Origin of the sequence: Ruminococcus bicirculans (ex Wegman et al. 2014) (genome assembly GCF_000723465.1) — a bacterium.
GTDB lineage: Bacteria > Bacillota > Clostridia > Oscillospirales > Ruminococcaceae > Hominimerdicola > Hominimerdicola aceti.
This window is the reverse complement of sequence record NZ_HF545616.1, coordinates 630,648-647,073: the sequence shown is the minus strand read 5'-3', so window position 1 is coordinate 647,073 and position 16,426 is coordinate 630,648. Positions and strand designations below refer to the sequence as shown.

General features: G+C 41.1%; 10 protein-coding genes and 1 pseudogene. 3 read left to right on the top strand and 8 right to left on the bottom strand.

What is annotated here, in order from left to right:
• Positions 1-81 precede the first annotated feature (81 nt).
• Both RBI_RS13920 and RBI_RS15510 read left to right on the top strand, forming a co-directional pair.
• Positions 82-3,513: an Ig-like domain-containing protein gene (locus RBI_RS13920; protein WP_051706366.1), complete on the top strand. Its 3,432-nt coding sequence runs from the start codon at positions 82-84 to the stop codon at positions 3,511-3,513.
• Positions 3,514-3,682: 169 nt separating this feature from the next.
• A pseudogene (locus RBI_RS15510) lies at positions 3,683-4,966 on the top strand (leucine-rich repeat domain-containing protein); the annotation flags it as partial.
• A 131-nt stretch (positions 4,967-5,097) separates the two neighbouring features.
• Here the strand turns inward: RBI_RS15510 and RBI_RS15175 are convergent.
• Positions 5,098-5,379 (bottom strand): hypothetical protein, encoded by a 282-nt coding sequence (locus RBI_RS15175; protein ID WP_242843664.1) that lies wholly within the window; start codon positions 5,377-5,379, stop codon positions 5,098-5,100.
• On the opposite strand from RBI_RS15175, the gene RBI_RS15170 reads away from it, so the two are divergent.
• Positions 5,264-6,766: a leucine-rich repeat domain-containing protein gene (locus RBI_RS15170; protein WP_367576859.1), complete on the top strand. Its 1,503-nt coding sequence runs from the start codon at positions 5,264-5,266 to the stop codon at positions 6,764-6,766. The genes RBI_RS15175 and RBI_RS15170 overlap by 116 nt on opposite strands.
• A 64-nt stretch (positions 6,767-6,830) precedes the next feature.
• On the opposite strand, the gene RBI_RS02850 is transcribed toward RBI_RS15170, so the two are convergent.
• The 7 genes from RBI_RS02850 to RBI_RS02820 all read right to left on the bottom strand — a co-directional run bounded on the left by RBI_RS02850 (position 6,831) and on the right by RBI_RS02820 (position 16,392).
• Entirely contained in the window at positions 6,831-8,423 is a 1,593-nt protein-coding gene (locus RBI_RS02850; RefSeq protein WP_038670857.1) for a C39 family peptidase, read from the bottom strand.
• 80 nt (positions 8,424-8,503) lie between these two features.
• Entirely contained in the window at positions 8,504-9,799 is a 1,296-nt protein-coding gene (locus RBI_RS02845; protein WP_158455050.1) for an IS4 family transposase, read from the bottom strand.
• 318 nt (positions 9,800-10,117) lie between these two features.
• Positions 10,118-11,533, bottom strand: a complete 1,416-nt coding sequence (locus tag RBI_RS02840; RefSeq protein WP_038670854.1) for an SGNH/GDSL hydrolase family protein — start codon at positions 11,531-11,533, stop codon at positions 10,118-10,120.
• 142 nt (positions 11,534-11,675) lie between these two features.
• Positions 11,676-13,634 (bottom strand): type I pullulanase, encoded by a 1,959-nt coding sequence (gene pulA, locus RBI_RS02835; protein ID WP_038670852.1) that lies wholly within the window; start codon positions 13,632-13,634, stop codon positions 11,676-11,678.
• A gap of 42 nt (positions 13,635-13,676) precedes the next feature.
• Positions 13,677-14,549: a phosphatidylserine decarboxylase gene (locus RBI_RS02830; protein WP_022288452.1), complete on the bottom strand. Its 873-nt coding sequence runs from the start codon at positions 14,547-14,549 to the stop codon at positions 13,677-13,679.
• 107 nt (positions 14,550-14,656) lie between these two features.
• Positions 14,657-15,286, bottom strand: a complete 630-nt coding sequence (locus RBI_RS02825; protein ID WP_038673006.1) for a CDP-alcohol phosphatidyltransferase family protein — start codon at positions 15,284-15,286, stop codon at positions 14,657-14,659.
• A gap of 14 nt (positions 15,287-15,300) precedes the next feature.
• Positions 15,301-16,392, bottom strand: a complete 1,092-nt coding sequence (locus tag RBI_RS02820; RefSeq protein WP_242843662.1) for a lysylphosphatidylglycerol synthase transmembrane domain-containing protein — start codon at positions 16,390-16,392, stop codon at positions 15,301-15,303.
• Positions 16,393-16,426: the final 34 nt, after the last annotated feature.

The following is a 16,426-nucleotide window of genomic DNA, read 5'->3' as shown; positions in this document are numbered from 1 at the left end:
TTTTTACTTGAAATCAGGCAAAAAAAGTAGTATAATATACACATAGGGTCGGGGTAAAGATCATAGTAAAGAGGGATAAATATGTTGACTAAAAAAATCACCGCAGGACTTACAGCTTTTGTTATAACAGCTTCTGCCGCACTGCTTCCGCTTCAAGAAAGCATTAACGGCATATTTGGGAACACCGCTATATCAGCTCAGGCTTATTCTGCAAACGGCGCCGTAAAAATGCCGTCAGATTTTCTGACTTTTAACAGTTCCGATCAGGTTTTCGTAAACGTGGTTTCTGCCACTGAAAACGGACTATACTATTATACTGTGGAAAACTACAAGAAGCTAATTAAATTCTATAGCTTTTCCAACAACTCCGTGAGAACTGTAGCAACGCTTGGTGACATTATAAATGTATATGCAAATAACTCCAAGATCTATTATATCGAAAGAGATACCAGCACATACAATTCCAGCGTGAAGGGCTCGTCATATTCTTATTACATAAAGACCTTTGACACCGATACGGAAAAGGTGACCAAAAGCGTTAATGTGAGCAAGTATACCCCCAATGGTATTTTAAATTACCCAAACTGTTTTGGCGTTGACGATAACGGCAGGATATATTACTATGTAACAGACAGCAGCGGTGCTGAAAAAGGCGATAATCTATTTCTGCTGGACTCAAACGGAAATAAGCTGTCCTCCTGCAGCACCGAAGTTGCCATAACAAAGTTCTCAGGCTTTGACAGCACAAACGGAAACTTCTATTTTGAAAGAAACGCTGATTACGTTTATTGGGGCTATACTCACAAAATGAACGCCCTTGGCTTTGGAAATATTTCAAATAACAAAATAACCGTGTCTGATAAATCTATCGACTATTTCTATCAGAAATATTACGATTATCATTATGACAACGCACAAATGCTTGACAACGGCAAGCTTGCGTGGACTTCTTCTGCAAGCGGCACTGTAAACATCGTGGAATCTGCCAAATTTCATACATCAACAGATAATACATTATCTCTCTTTGGAAGCGTTTCAAGAGCGGAACATGAAAACAAAAATGATCTCTACAACAGCGTTGGAACAAGAACTGTATACAACAGCGAAAATGACAGCACTATCATGTATGTAAACAACAACACTCTTATGGAGTTCAACAGCGATTTCAAGCAGGTGGCTTCATATAAAACAGCTTATCCTGTTTTCGCTTTGTATTATACGAACGGCACTGTGACAGCCATAGAGCGTGATACTGACGGCAATTTCTACTCAGAGAATATTGCTTGGAAAAAGCCTAGCAGTGTTACGATTTCAAATTCTTCTGCCACGCTCAAAACGGGCAACAGCCTTAAACTTTCTGCAAGAAGCAATTCCGATATAGACTACGGCTTCACATGGTCAAGCAGTGATAATTCTGTGGCTTCGGTTACAAAAGACGGCAAGGTGTACGGAAACAAGGCAGGCGTATGCACAATAACCGCTACCACCGACAACAGTGTGAAAGCAAGCTGTACAGTGACAGTTACGCCTATGGATAGCGACACAAAAGGCTCTGCCACTATACTCAGCGGACGTACAACAGACAATGCTTCAGATAACCATTACAACACATGGTCATCGGTCACAAACTCTTATCTTGTACAAAACAGCGACGGAACGCTCACAAGGCTTGAAAACACATCAAGCGGCATTGTGGTAGAAAACTATTCCGCAGACGGCAATAAGCTTATATCACAACGCACTATTTCAAAAGAGCTTAACCTATTTGGTGGCTTTTATTCAGGAAAAGACTATAACTATCTCGTGTTCGGTCAGAACAACACTTTCGAAAGCGACAGCAAGGAAGTTGTAAGAGTAGTCAAATACACCAAGAGCTGGAGCAAGGTAAATTCATGCAGTATCTCAGGTGTCAATACAACAAAGCCGTTCTCGGCAGGCTCACTGAGAATGGAAGAAGCGGGTGGAAAGCTTTATGTTTACACCTGCCATGAGATGTATGCTGACAGTGACGGCATAAATCATCAGGCAAATATGCTTTTCACCATTGACGAATCCTCCATGTCCCTGACCGACTCAATGTATGACGTTTCAAATCTTACAGACGGCTATGTTAGCCACTCATTCAACCAATTCATCAAAGCTGACGAAAGCGGAAAATACATCTACAGAGTTGACCACTCAGAATCAAGCAACTACACAATGAACGGCTCCTACCTTTCTGTAAACGGCATTACTCTCACAAAATATAAGGCTGACGGAAAATCAACAGCCGTGAGCGTTTCTATCCCTGTTAAGTTCGATATGAACAAAAGCAACTACACGGGCGCTTCAATAGGCGGTTTTGAGCTTGGCAGCGGAAACTGTCTGATAGCCTATGCAAAAGACGTTTCAAGCAGTTGTAAGACAAGAAATGTTTACATAAGCGTCACAGACGAGCTTTTCAACGGCACACAGAACATTGCCCTCACAAACTACGGCACATCAAGTAAAGTGACCTGCCGCACCCCTCAGCTTATAAAGATAAATGACAATCTGTTCCTTGTTATGTGGGAAGAATACAACAGTTCCACAGGCAAGACCGCCACAAAGACAATGACAGTTGACTCAAACGGCAAAACTGTTACCAAAGCCATTTCTCACTCCTTCGGACTTTCAGATTGTCAACCTGTTGTATGCAGTGACGGCATGGTAAAATGGTATGTCACAAATAATTCAGCACCGACCCTTTACAAGCTCTCACCATTTGCGCTTGACGATTATCATGAACACAGCTATACAAAAACAGTTCTCAGCAATGCCACCTGCACCACCGCAGGCACAGTAAAATACACCTGCTCATGCGGTGACTCCTACACCGAAACTATCCCAGCCACAGGTCACAAGTCAAGCGGTTGGATAACTGACAAGGCGGCTTCTATCGGAGTTAAAGGCTCAAAACACAAGGAATGTACAGTCTGCAAGAAAGTTCTTGAAACGGCTGAGATCCCTGCACTTTCAAGAATTAGCATTTCAAAGGCAAGCGTTACACTTTCCACTTCGACCTACGCTTATGACGGCAAGGCAAAGAAGCCTGGTGTAACGGTCAAGCTAAACGGCAAAACTTTGAAGAATGGTACAGATTACAGCGTGACCTATTCAAACAACACAAAAGTCGGCACGGCAAAGGTCACTATCAAAGGCAAGGGCAATTACTCAGGCACTGTCACAAAGACGTTCAAGATAAATCCTGCCAAGCAGGAGATACAGAAGCTCACGGCTAAGAGCAAGGCTTTCTTTGTGGACTGGGCACAGAAAGGCTCTGCTACTGGATATGAGATTCAGTACGCTACCAACTCTAAGTTTACAAGTGCAAAGAAAGTCACAATAACAAATAAAAAGACCGACAAGACCACTGTTTCAAAGCTTTCGGGCAAAAAGAAATACTATGTTCGTGTTCGCTCGTATACTACTGTAAAGGGTACGAAGTACTACGGTGCTTGGTCAGCTTCAAAGAGTGTTACTACAAAGAAGTAATTACATATGAAAACAGCGTACCGCAGGAAACCCTGCGATACGCTGTTTTTGTTCACTAACTTTATAATTCGCTTAGATTACATTTCCAATATTGACATTTATTGCAGAAAGTGTTATCATGATGTTATAATCTTTTTCAAAAAAATAAAATACGTGGGAGTGATTATGTATGAAAAAAATTTTAGCTTGTGTTGCTGCCTTTGCGATCACTTTTAGTAGCACTGTTTTGCCTATTGCAGAACAAGCCACGGAAATCGGAGTTGTCATATCAGCTAGTGCAGACACCTATGGTGATTTCCAGTATAGTGTTTTGAATGACGGTACCATAGCGATTACCAAATATACAGGAAAAACCGAAAATCTGACTATCCCTGCATATATAAATGGTAAACAGGTAACAAGTATAGGCAATCGTGCTTTTTATTCAAATAGGAAGCTAGAAAGTATTAAGATCCCAAACGGAGTAAAAAAAATCGAAAACAACGCATTTGAAAATTGTGATATACTCAAAAATGTGACCTTACCAAATGGTCTAACAAGTATCGGGACTTATGCTTTCCATGGTTGCACCTGCCTCGAAAGCATAGATATACCACAAAGTGTTGTAATTATAGGAGCGTCTGCTTTTGAAGATTGTAATACTCTTAAAAAAATAGATATAAAAAATGGTGTTAAGAGTATCGGAAAAAATGCATTCTCGGCAACAAGCATCAAAAACCTAACACTACCTGACACTATCACTTGTGTTGAGGATAACACATTTACAAGATGCTTGTATCTTGAAAATATAACTATCCCAGACGGGGTCACAAGCATTGGAGATCTCGCATTTTCTGAATGCCCCGCATTAAAAAGTATAATAATACCTGATAGTGTTACAAGTTTAGGAAAATCCATGTTCTTTTACTGTACAAGTCTCAGTGATATTACCCTGTCAGCAAACCTTACAACTATTCCAGAAGAAGCATTTTTTTCTTGTACAAATCTCGATAATGTTATTATTCCAAATGGAGTTGTCAGAATTGAAAAATCTGCATTTTCAAGCTGTTCAGGTATGAAAAAAATCGATATTCCAGACAGTGTTGAAACTATTGGAGAAAAAGCATTTTCTGATTGTTCAGCACTTACTAATGTTGTTATTCCTGATAGCATCACAAGCATTGAAAAGTACGCTTTCCTAAATTGTTATGCTCTCAGAGATATCAAATTATCATCAAATATTGATAACATTCCAGAACAATCCTTTCTTTGCTGTAAAAGTCTTGAAAGCATAACTATTCCCGAAAACGTCAAAACTATCGAAAATGAAGCTTTTAAGGGCTGTGAGAATCTCTCGGCTATAACAATGTCTAACGGATTAAACAGCATTGAATACAAATCATTTTCAGGCTGTAAAAAACTCACAAATATTTTTATTCCTGATAGTGTTTCAAACATTACATATAATGCTTTCGAAGGATGCACCGCTCTTGCAGATATATCTGTCAGCAATGATAACACTTCATTTTCTTCAGATGAAGGAGTATTGTTTAATAAAGACAAAACTGCTTTGTTGATATATCCACTTGGTCTTAAGCAATCATCCTATACAATTCCTGGAAGCGTCACAAGTATTGGAAATGGGGCTTTTGAAAACTGTGATAGTCTAACAGATATAATTATTCCTGATAGTGTCACATATATTGGAACATCATCATTTTCTGGCTGTACAAATTTAACACATATAAAAATGCCAACAAATATTGACAACATTCCTTCCTCTGCTTTTGCTCGTTGTAAAAGTCTTGTCAGCATAGACATACCAGAGAGCGTAAAGTACATTGGAAGTGCTACATTTTCCGAATGTTCAAGTTTAACTACGGTCACAATCCCCAAAAGCACTGAATACATAGAGATTGATACATTTTATTTTTGTGACAGCCTTATCAGCATAAATGTCGATCCTGATAATCAAAAATATTGTTCTAAAGACGGTGTTTGGTTTGACAAAGCAATGACGCAATTAATGCAATATCCTGCTAATTCAAGCAGATCCGATTATACAATTCCCGATACTATTAACACGATCGCATACAGATCTTTCTTTAATTGTAAGACATTAAAGAATATCACGATTCCGAAAAGTGTAAACAGCATTGGCATGTTTGCATTTTATGACTGCACTAATTTGAAAAATGTTTACTATAAAGGTTCAAAAGCCGATTGGGAGAAAATAAATATACTTGATTTCAATGAGTGTTTAACAAACTCAACAAGATATTATAACTATGACCCAAACCACAAACACAGCTATACAAATAGGATCACAAAGCAGCCTACCTGCACAGTAAGTGGTACAAGAACATACACCTGCTCATGCGGTGACAGCTACACTGAAACTATCCCAGCCACAGGCCACAAGTCAAGCGGCTGGATAGTCGACAAGGCGGCTTCTATCGGAGTTAAAGGCTCAAAGCACAGAGAGTGTACTGTTTGCAAAAAGGTGCTTGAAACTGCCGAGATCCCTGCACTTTCAAGAATTAGCATTTCAAAGGCAAGCGTGACACTTTCAACTTCGACCTACGCATATGATGGCAAGGCAAAGAAGCCTGGTGTAACGGTCAAGCTAAACGGCAAAACTTTGAAGAATAGTACAGATTACACAGTTTCCTATTCAAACAACACCAAGGTCGGAACAGCTACTGTAAAGATCACGGGCAAGGGCAACTACACAGGTTCTGTTTCAAAGACCTTCAAAATCAAAAATAACTTCAAGAAAGCCACAGTTTCGGGCATTTCAAATAAGTCATACACGGGCAAGAATATTACACAGAGCATTACTGTTAAATACAACGGCAAAACGCTGAAAAATGGCACTGACTATACAGTTTCCTATTCAAGCAACAAGAAAATAGGTACTGCCACAGTAAAAATTGCAGGAAAAGGCTCTTACACAGGCACTATCACAAAGACGTTCAAGATAAATCCTGCCAAGCAAGAGATACAGAAGCTCACAGCTAAGAGCAAGGCTTTCTTTGTGGATTGGGCGCAGAAAGGCTCTGCTTCTGGATATGAAATTCAGTATGCTACAAACTCTAAGTTTACAAGTGCAAAGAAAGTTACTATAACAAGCAACAAGACAGACAAGACCACTGTTTCAAAGCTTTCGGGCAAAAAGAAGTACTATGTTCGTGTTCGCTCGTATACTACTGTAAAGGGTACGAAATACTACGGCGCTTGGTCGGCTTCAAAGAGTGTTACTACAAAGAAGTAATTACATATGAAAACAGCGTACCGCAGGAAACCCTGCGATACGCTGTTTTGCTCAATATACAAAATTATTTCTTATAGATCACAACGCTCTGTCTGCCCAAAATGTTATAACTGCTCTGGAAATTCGAGTACGAGAAGCGTCTGTTCTTTGTGCCTGTAAGCACATCGCCGAAGATAAAATCTCCGCTGACATCATCATAGCCTGTTATAACAAGGCAGTGCTGCGGCGCATACCACAAGAAGCTGTAACTGCCTGAGCCCGGTTGGGTGTATCTCTGTCCCCTTGTAAGCTTCCAATTTTGCAGAAGATACATAGGCTTGCCGTTTGTCGCCATCCACACTATAACAGGGTGACCCTTGTCTATCTCGGTCTTTATCTGCTCTGGGGTAAGTCCGCCAGCTGACTTTGTGCTTCCAAGGTCGAGCTTGCTGGTGCTTATCTTTTCTTTGTTGACGTTTTTGCCTGTGATATAATCGGTGTAAAGCTCTATCTGATAGTTATTCTGCAAATGCCTGTCTTTCAGAAACTTATTTGCCGTCTGCGCAATAACAGGCGCATAAACTCCGGGTCCTGTGTAAGTATAAGGCGAGCCTGCATAAGCATAGTTAGGGTCTACAGTTCCAACTGCGCCGTGTGGGATATAGGCGTTTGAAACATAATTCTTATTCGTTGAAAAGCCTATGTAGTTTAAAACTGTGGCAAGAGAAGTCGCCTCACAGCCCATTGGCATTGGCGAGCCGCCCACATATCCGTTCTGATTTATACAAGCCACCACAAGATTATTGTAACGCTGAACATAAGAAGCATTTATCCAGCCATGCTTGCCTGTCTTTGGCATTTTAACGTCGATACGCCCATTCTGTACTGCGCCGAACTGCGAAAGCACAGTGTTTGCAGGGATACTGCCGATAACAACATTATCGTTCTTTGAACGATACACCGTCACATATCTTGTGGTCTTGACAGTTTTATTTGTGTAAGACTTCTTTTCGCTGCTGAATGAGCCGCTGTAAGTCACGCCGTTGAATATCCTATATGCTCTGACTTTAAATCTATACTGCTTTGCGCTTTCAAGCCTGTCGATAGTGAACTCAGTTTTTGTGGTATCTGCCAAATGCACCCACTTGCCGTTTGAATACATATAAACATTATAGCCTGTGGCTTTTGACACCTTTGACCAGCGCAGTTTCAGAGAATTTTTTGAAGTGATAGTGGAGTCCATTTTCACCGCCGACGGCAATGTGCAGGTAGTGAACTGCTGTGACAAATCAGAAAACACTCTTTCATCATTGACAGTTTTAAAAGCCCTTACCTTGTACATATACTTGGTAGCAGAAGACTTTTTGCTGTATGTATACTTAGTATCAGCTGTTTCACCTATTTTCACGAACTCCCCCGAACGCCAATAATACACCTCATAGCCCTCTGCGCCGTCAACAGCCGTCCAAGCGAAGGTGTTTGAGGACGAAGTATTGTTCACAGACTTAAGACCGATCGGTGCTTGGAGCGAAACCTCCTCCGTATCGTCAGCCGAGCTGTCCTTAGCACTGAAAGTTACGATTTCCGCAGTTTCCTCGCTGTCAGAAAAAGCGGTCTGCGCAAACCCCGTTGACATAAGCGACAGCGCAGCCACAAAAGCGATAATTTTCTTCATCATTACTGTTTCCCCCTATATATTGAGTTTTCATTTATTAGTATAGCATTTATTTTCCATAAAATCAAGTATAGGGTAAAAAATCATGCTATTCTGTAAATGAAGTATGCAGCGTGTTTTTGAGAAGGAGCACGAGGATTGTTCTTACCAGTGCGAATGGGAAGGATATCAGCTGCGATGAGAACTTCAACACTAGACAGAGGCACCCTTTTTAAAAGGAAATTACGGCAAACATGTACAGCATGGGAGAAATTGATCCTGTAAGACCACTTTCTATCATTGGGCTGAACGGCAGTATTGGAAACGGCAAGTTCAGAAAAATTGTACATTATCAACCGAGCATAAATTTCTTGAAGGATGCTCTCTGTCTTTTTTGCGTGAAAATATCTAAGCCCCACGGTGTATTTAAGGTCTCGGAAAGATGTTTCAATGCCCCAACGCATGGAGTAAAGCATTTTAAGGTCATCAGAAAAAAAAAGATCTTCAGATAAATTTGTAGCAATTACTTCATAGCTGTCATCTGATATTTTAAAGCGAACAATCCGTACAGGCAACTCATAAATAACAGTAGGCTCTGATTTTTTGTTTTTTGAAGGAACAAAATCAAAGGTACAGCTTGAAGAGATGAACTTCAAGTATGGATCGCTTAGCAATTGCTTTTTGATAGCATTTGTCTGCTTACGAACAAGTTTGAAAGTAATTAACTTATCAAACTCACCCTCAGGCAGATCAAGAACTGACATAATACAATTCTTGGAATCACGGATCCTTATGAGAAAATTTTGACCTGCTTCATTAAAATGTGCAAAAGTATTGTAAGATTCATAACCTCTGTCAGCAATAACAATGATTTGCTCAAGATCTATAAAATGGCGCTGTGCCATGGAGAGAAGAGCGCTGTGCTCATTAGAACAGTGCTTTTTCTGTATAATAACATCAGTGTAAATATGGGATAAAAGATCATACAAGGCATTGAGATGTAGCATGTTATATGGCTTAGAACCAGTCTTTCCAGAAATAAACGAATCAGCATCGCTCTTATTTGTCGGAATATGTATATCTGAACCGTCACATGCAAGAAGACTGAAACCCTTAAAAAGCTTAATTTCAGAAGAAAGAGCATTAAATTTGTCAAACAGAGAGCCAAAAGCTTCAGATCTGATTTTTGCGCGAGCTTGAACAAAGGCAGATTTAGTTGGAATATTGGTAGAATAGTCAAAGTAATTCAAGAGTTCATGAGAAAGAGATGAACTTTCCATTGTTAAAAGGCACTTAAAAATATCTTGAGGAGAGATCTTGCTCGAACGAGTAAAATCTCTTTTGGGAGAGACAAAACAAGTATTACGCTCAGAACAAACATGTTTAATAGCTGTTATCAATTTTTTCTTAATCTGCCGACATATTTCATAATGAAACCATCCTTGAAATGGGAAAACATATACCTACTTCAAAGGGTTTCATTGTCTAAAGACAATGAAACCGCAGATTTTCTGCGGTTTGTCAACTGGTTTTCGCTATGTTTTACAATTTATTAAGATTTTCCGGTGTTCTTGTCAAAAAAAGAACCCACACTTTTTTCGTGTGAGCTCCTTTTTTAGCTTAATGATATTGGCAAAAAAATTCGGCAATTTTTTTCAGACCAAACAAAAAACCACCGCACAAAGTCTTACCTCTGTGCGGTGTAAATATCTACTTTATTACTTCCTCTTAGAAACCACCATAGCTGCACCTGCAAGTGCTGCCAGACCTATACTTATGCCCATTGCCGCATCTGTATTAGGGTTTGTGGTGCTGTTAGGATTTGTCGTTGTCTTTGATGATGAAGCCGCTGCGCTGCTGTCATTTGTTGCTTCAGAAGAAGCCTCGGAAGATGACTCCTCTGCTTTGCTCTCGCTGCTCTCCTCACTTGACGACTCCTCAACAACGTTATTGAACTCAACGTCGTCGTCCTTTGTCATTTCGTCAACGCCGTCGTTAACCAACTCAACTCTCTCCCAGCCGTAAATGCCTTCAATAGCATTTGTAAGCTCATCAGCTGCTGTCTTCTGTGAAACAGCTGATGGGTGATAGTCAACTGCATAACCATTGTTTTCGCTGTCCTGAACGCTGAACTCGAAAACTGATACCTTGCTGTCGCCTGTTTCAGTCTTATAAGTGTCAACTGCATCTGTAATAGAAGGATAAAGCTCCTGTCCCATAATACCGAGTGTACAAAGTATCTCAGAATTTGGATTCTTAGCTCTTATCTCCTTGAGGAAATTTACATAGCCCTTTTCAAACTCAGCACACTTATCAGCGTCACCCTTTGTGTATGAGTTATCGTTTGTACCAAGATTTACAACGATAAGCTCAGGCTGATACTGTGAGAAATCCCAATCATAATTAGCTGTCTGCTCACCGTCGAACCAGCTCCATGTAAAGCAGAACTTATCATAGAAATTTGGCACTAGCAGTGCGTCATTTATCTTGCCGTTGCCTGAATAACCAGAGATCACACCTGCTCCGCTTACTGATACAAAGCTGTAGTCAGCGCCAAAATTCTGTGCTGCCTTGTAAGCATATGTCTTTGCGGCGTTCTCGTTGTAGATAGAAAATGACTTTCCAAGTGGATCGTCAACGCCGTATCCACAAGTGATAGAGTCACCAATAAACTCGATAGAATGCTTTGCTGCCTCTGTTGGCTGTGGCTTGCCGTCTACCTCAAAGCTGTCAATTGCGATAACGCTCTGTGCAGCTTCTGAAAGCTTTATGAGCTTAACTGTGCTTTCGCCCTCAGGAAGATCTACCTCAACTGCGTTTGTCTTCTTATTTTTTATGTAGCCCTGCTTAACAAGCTTGCCGTTTACAAATACGCCAATTCTTGCCTCACCTACGCTGCCGTTTACATTGAAAACAGCCTTTGTGCCTGTGCATTTGAACTCGATACCGCTTGCAGAATAGCCAAGTATCGTTGTGTCGCCCTTTCTGTAAGTACGACCGATAAGCTTAACATTGTCGCTTGTTGCCTCGTAAGAGGTGAGCTTGTCCGTTGCTTCCGTGTCTGCCATGACTGTCATTCCCATGCATCCTGCTGCAATTGCCGCAGCACAGAAGCCTGCCAAAAACTTCTTCATACTATGATTTCCTCCGTTGTTTAATTTTTTTGTATCTTTTGCCTTAATATTTCTCGATCCAATAATTTAATTATACTCTATCTGCAAGATATATACATTAATTTATTATTAATATTTATTCACTATTTTATTAACGGGTCTGTTAGATATTCTTTATCCTCTTATAAACCACAGCCGACAGCGGTGGACAGACGAAACTGCCTGAAACGGGCTGTTTGTTCATCTTGCCACTTTCATCAAGCCTGAGATAAAAGCTTCCCTCAGGCAGACCGAAGCCCCTGTTCTCGTAGTAAGGATTAAGTGCGATAACATAGCATTCTCCGTCTTTTTCAAGCTTCCAGCTTACGCAGTTCCAATCGTCATTGTGCATAAAATGAAGATGTGCGTTCACGTCCTCTTTAGTATACATTCGGAAAAGCGGACTTCCCTTTCTCAGCCTTATAAGAGCCTTGTAATACTCAAAGACCTCTTTATATTCAAGCTTTCTGTTCCACTTTATGGAGTTAGTGTAGTCAGGCGCATTGTAGCTGTCATGGGAATAGATATTCACATCGTTTGGCGCTTCGCCCTCTTTGAGTATCCTCGGCTTTGACCTAAGGAAATCCTGACCAAGCTGTATGAACGGCATGCCCTGTGAAAGTATCACTATTGCCGCCGCAAGCTTATCCATTTTTATCCTTACGCCCTCACTGTCATTCTTTGCCGATATACAAAGCTTGTCCCACAAAGTATTGTTGTCATGAGCCTCACAGTAATTCACCGCCTGAGTAGGTTCAAAAGCCCAGCAAGCTTCTTTTGCGTCATTTATCTGATAGTGTGGCACAGAGCCGGCTATACCACGCCTTAGGGTAGAAGCCGCATTTCTGTTTCCGCTGACAAAGCCCTTGTCATATGGATTGAAAGTACCGCCCTTAATAGAATCTCTGATGTTATCGTTGAAAAGTCCAACTCTTCCAAATTGATATGAGTTCCATTTATATGCAAGCCTGTCAGCAGGGAGCGGTGACTCTCCTCCCGTCCAGCCCTCGCCATACATTAGTATCTGAGGGTCTATCTTGTTAAGCTCGTCCCTTATGATGTTCACAGTTTCAATATCGTGAAGTGCCATAAGGTCAAAGCGGAAGCCGTCTATCTTATATTCCGTTGCCCAAAATCTGAGAGAATCTATCATGAATTTTCTCATCATCATGTGGTTTGAAGCCGTTTCGTTTCCACAGCCCGAGCCGTTTGAAAAAGAGCCGTCATTTCTTATCCTATGATAATAATATGGGAAAGAACGCTCAAAAGCTGACTCCTCGGTATAGTAAGTGTGATTGTACACCACGTCCATTACAACACCAATGCCGTTCTCGTGAAGTGCCATAACAAGCTGTTTGAACTCTCTTATCCTGCACTTAGGGTCATAAGGGTCTGTAGAATATGACCCCTCAAGGCAGTTGAAGTTCTTAGGGTCATAACCCCAGTTATATTGATTGAGCCAGGGCTTGCTCTCGTCCACAGTGGCATAATCTTCCACAGGGAGCAAGTGAACATGGGTTATGCCAAGCTCTTTGAGATGCTCGATACAGGTGTTCACACCCTGATATTTCGTACCCTTATCGGCAAAAGCCACATACTTTCCTCTATGCTCAGGAGCAACGCCTGATGAACTGTCCGCAGAAAAATCTCTGACGTGGCACTCATACACCACTGCATCGCAGGCATTTCTGCACTTAGGCTTCTTGACCTTGTCCCAGCCCTCAGGGTTGGTGGTCTTGAAATTTACCACCGCACCAACGTTTCCGTTGACTCCGCAGGCTTTTGCATAGATATCTATAGTTTCATGCCTTGTTTTGTGGTCAAACTCAAATGTATAGGTATAAAAAACACCGTCTAGGTCACGGAGTATCTCCACATACCAAACACCGTGGTCAAGCCTTTCCATAGGCAGGCTTTCAAGACGGCTTTTGCCCTCACCGTCAAGATACAGATTAAGATAAACTCCCGTTGCAAGCGGCGACCATGTTTTGAACACAGTTTTGCCCTCTTTCATGACCGCACCCAGATCGTTTCCTATATATTGATTATCTCTGTCGAACTGTTCATAATTCAATCTGTACATCAACCATGCCCCTTGCCTATATTTCTTACTTCTTAGATATTTTTACTTCAGACTTTCGCCAAGCACCGAGCCTTGAAGAAGCTTAGTTTCAAAGCCCTCCCTTGTATTTTTAAGCAGGTCATCGCAAAGCTTTACCTTGTCCTTTTCAAGAAGCAACAGGATAGTTGAGCCGCCGAACTCGAAATATCCCTTTTCTTCGCCCTTTGTGACCTTTACGCCCCCCTCAGTGTGCAGATTAGTTATCCTGCCCACCATAAGAGCACCGACTTCCATTTGAATAATATCTCCGAACTGCTCCGTTCTTATCATGCAATATTCTCTGGAGTTTTCCTTGAAAACAGGCAGATAATTGTTCACCACAGGGTTCACAGTGTGAAGGATACCATTTATCTTTCTGTTGTGGCTCTTTACACCGTCTGCACAATAGCAATAGCGGTGATAATCGTCCACTGAAAGTCTGATGATAACTGCATAGCCACCCTCATAACGCTTTGCAAGCTTGCTGTCCCTGAGAAGCGAGGCAGTATTATACACTGCGTTCTTTATAATAAAGGTATCAGACTGTGTTATCTTATAAGCAGTCACCTTGCCGTCTGAAGGTGACACCAGCAGATTCTTGTCCTTAGTGATAAAACGTCTGCCGGGCTTTATCTTCCTTGTGAAAAAATCATTGAATGAGCGATACATTCTTTCCTCATAGTCAAACATATCTATTCCGTTTTTTTCTGCAAAGCCGAAAATAAAAGGCACTGAGAACTTGCTGTCAAGTATCACTCTTGCACACTTTGAAAATATCGGACAGCCGAGAAATTTCATAAGCGCCCTGCCCATTGCCGAGCTGTAGGCAGCCGCAAGAAAGCTATCCTGAGATGTGGTCTGTTCGTATTCTCTGCCCTGTCTGTCACGATATTTCATCTGTTTCTCTCCTTTTATTTACATTATTGTAGGGGACGACACCCCCGACGTCCTGTTTTTCACACACCTGTCCGGCAAAAACATTTTCCATTCAGGTAACTTTTACCTTAGATTATATGCTGCATTTTAAGATAGCCGAGAAGGATTATCGCACCTATAGTAAAGAGTATCAGCACGCCTTTCATGGAAAGCTTCTTGACATTTATTTTCAATACAAAGAGTATTGAAATAAGTATCATAAAGCTATGGAAAACAAATGGAAAAATATTTTTTGGTATATTGTGCTGACCCATGAACAGCAGAGGAAGTATCATAGCAACTGTTGTAACAGGCAGACCCTTATATTCTTTTCTGTTCTCTGTTGTGTTTCTCTGACGCTCTTCCTCCATAACGTTGAAGTAGCCAAGTCTGATAACAGCACCAAGAACTATCATAATGCTTGCGATAAGACGAAGCGGATAAACCGAGTTGTAGTGATAGCCTATGACAGCAGGGAAAACGCCGAAGCAAACAAGGTCGCACAGTGAATCGATCTGTATGCCGAACACCTTTTCATGCTCTGTTCTGTTTTTCATGCTTCTTGCTATCTTGCCGTCAAAAAGATCGCAGATACCTGAAAGAAGCAGGCAGAGAAAGGCTATGGACATATGATTTTCAAAGACCTGTGTAATGCCGAACACTGACGAAACAAGTCCTATGTATGTGAGTATTACCGAATAATTATAAAAACCGATCATTTTTTCTTTTCCTCTCATTCTTTTTCGACTTCTTTTTTAACTTCCTGCGATCCCTCAAGACCATTCTTCTTATCATTCCTCATAACGATAAAGTGAGCCACGAATGTTACCAATGCGCTCATTATCAGCAGTAAATAGAAGCTGAGTCCACGGCTCAGTAGCATTGCAGGCTTTACAAGCTCTGCGGTGAAAATGCCCATGAACATATATGTGAAGCAGCCCTCTGTTACGCCTGCCGCACCAGGCAATGGCAGCATTTCAACTGCAACGCCTATCATAGTCTGAAGTGCGATAATATTCCAAAAACCTGTTCCGCTAAGGCCGTAGGACTTATACACTATCCATGTGACAGCCAGCAGGAACAATCTCTGCACCAGTGTGATAAGAAAAATATTTATCACAGTATGCACATTGCTCTTTATATATTCCGAACCGATCATGTAATTGTCGCAGATACGCTTTATTTTGTTTATGTATTTTTCGTTGTTCTTTTCTTTGAGTATCCTTATGCGTGTCAGAAGATTTATAAGCTTTATGCCCATTTTTCTCGCCCACAAAGGCTTATAGAAAATAAACACAAGCCCTGCGATATAGGCGATATTCAGTATAAAGCCGATAAGCAGAAGCCACCAAAGCCGTCCCACATGAAGCTTTATAAAGCCAAAGTTGAAGAGCAGGAACGCCACTGCAAGAAGCACCTGCACAGCCTTGAAAGCTATGGTGATGATAAGCATTATCAAGGTGGAAAAGCCTATCTTTATGCCGTCTTTCTTCATGTAATACATCTGCGCAGGCTGTCCGCCGGAAGCAGACGGCGTTATACAGCTAAAGAAAAAGCCTATAAACGAATATTTCAAACAACGCCTGAAAGGAGTTTTTACTTCAAAAAGCCTCAGCATATACTTTATTATGACCGACTCACCTGCCACATAGCAGAACACGCACACAGCACCCACTGCAAGCCAGCTTTTCTTTGCAAGGTGAAGATCCGCCACTATGTCGGAAAATTCTTCTCCTCTGAAAAGCAGTCTGACTGTCAGCCAGCCTATGACCACAATAAAGAATATATTAAGAACATATTTCAGGTTCTTTTTTATTTTCATCATCTCCGAATTTTCAGCCTGTCCATTAAAAGGTCAG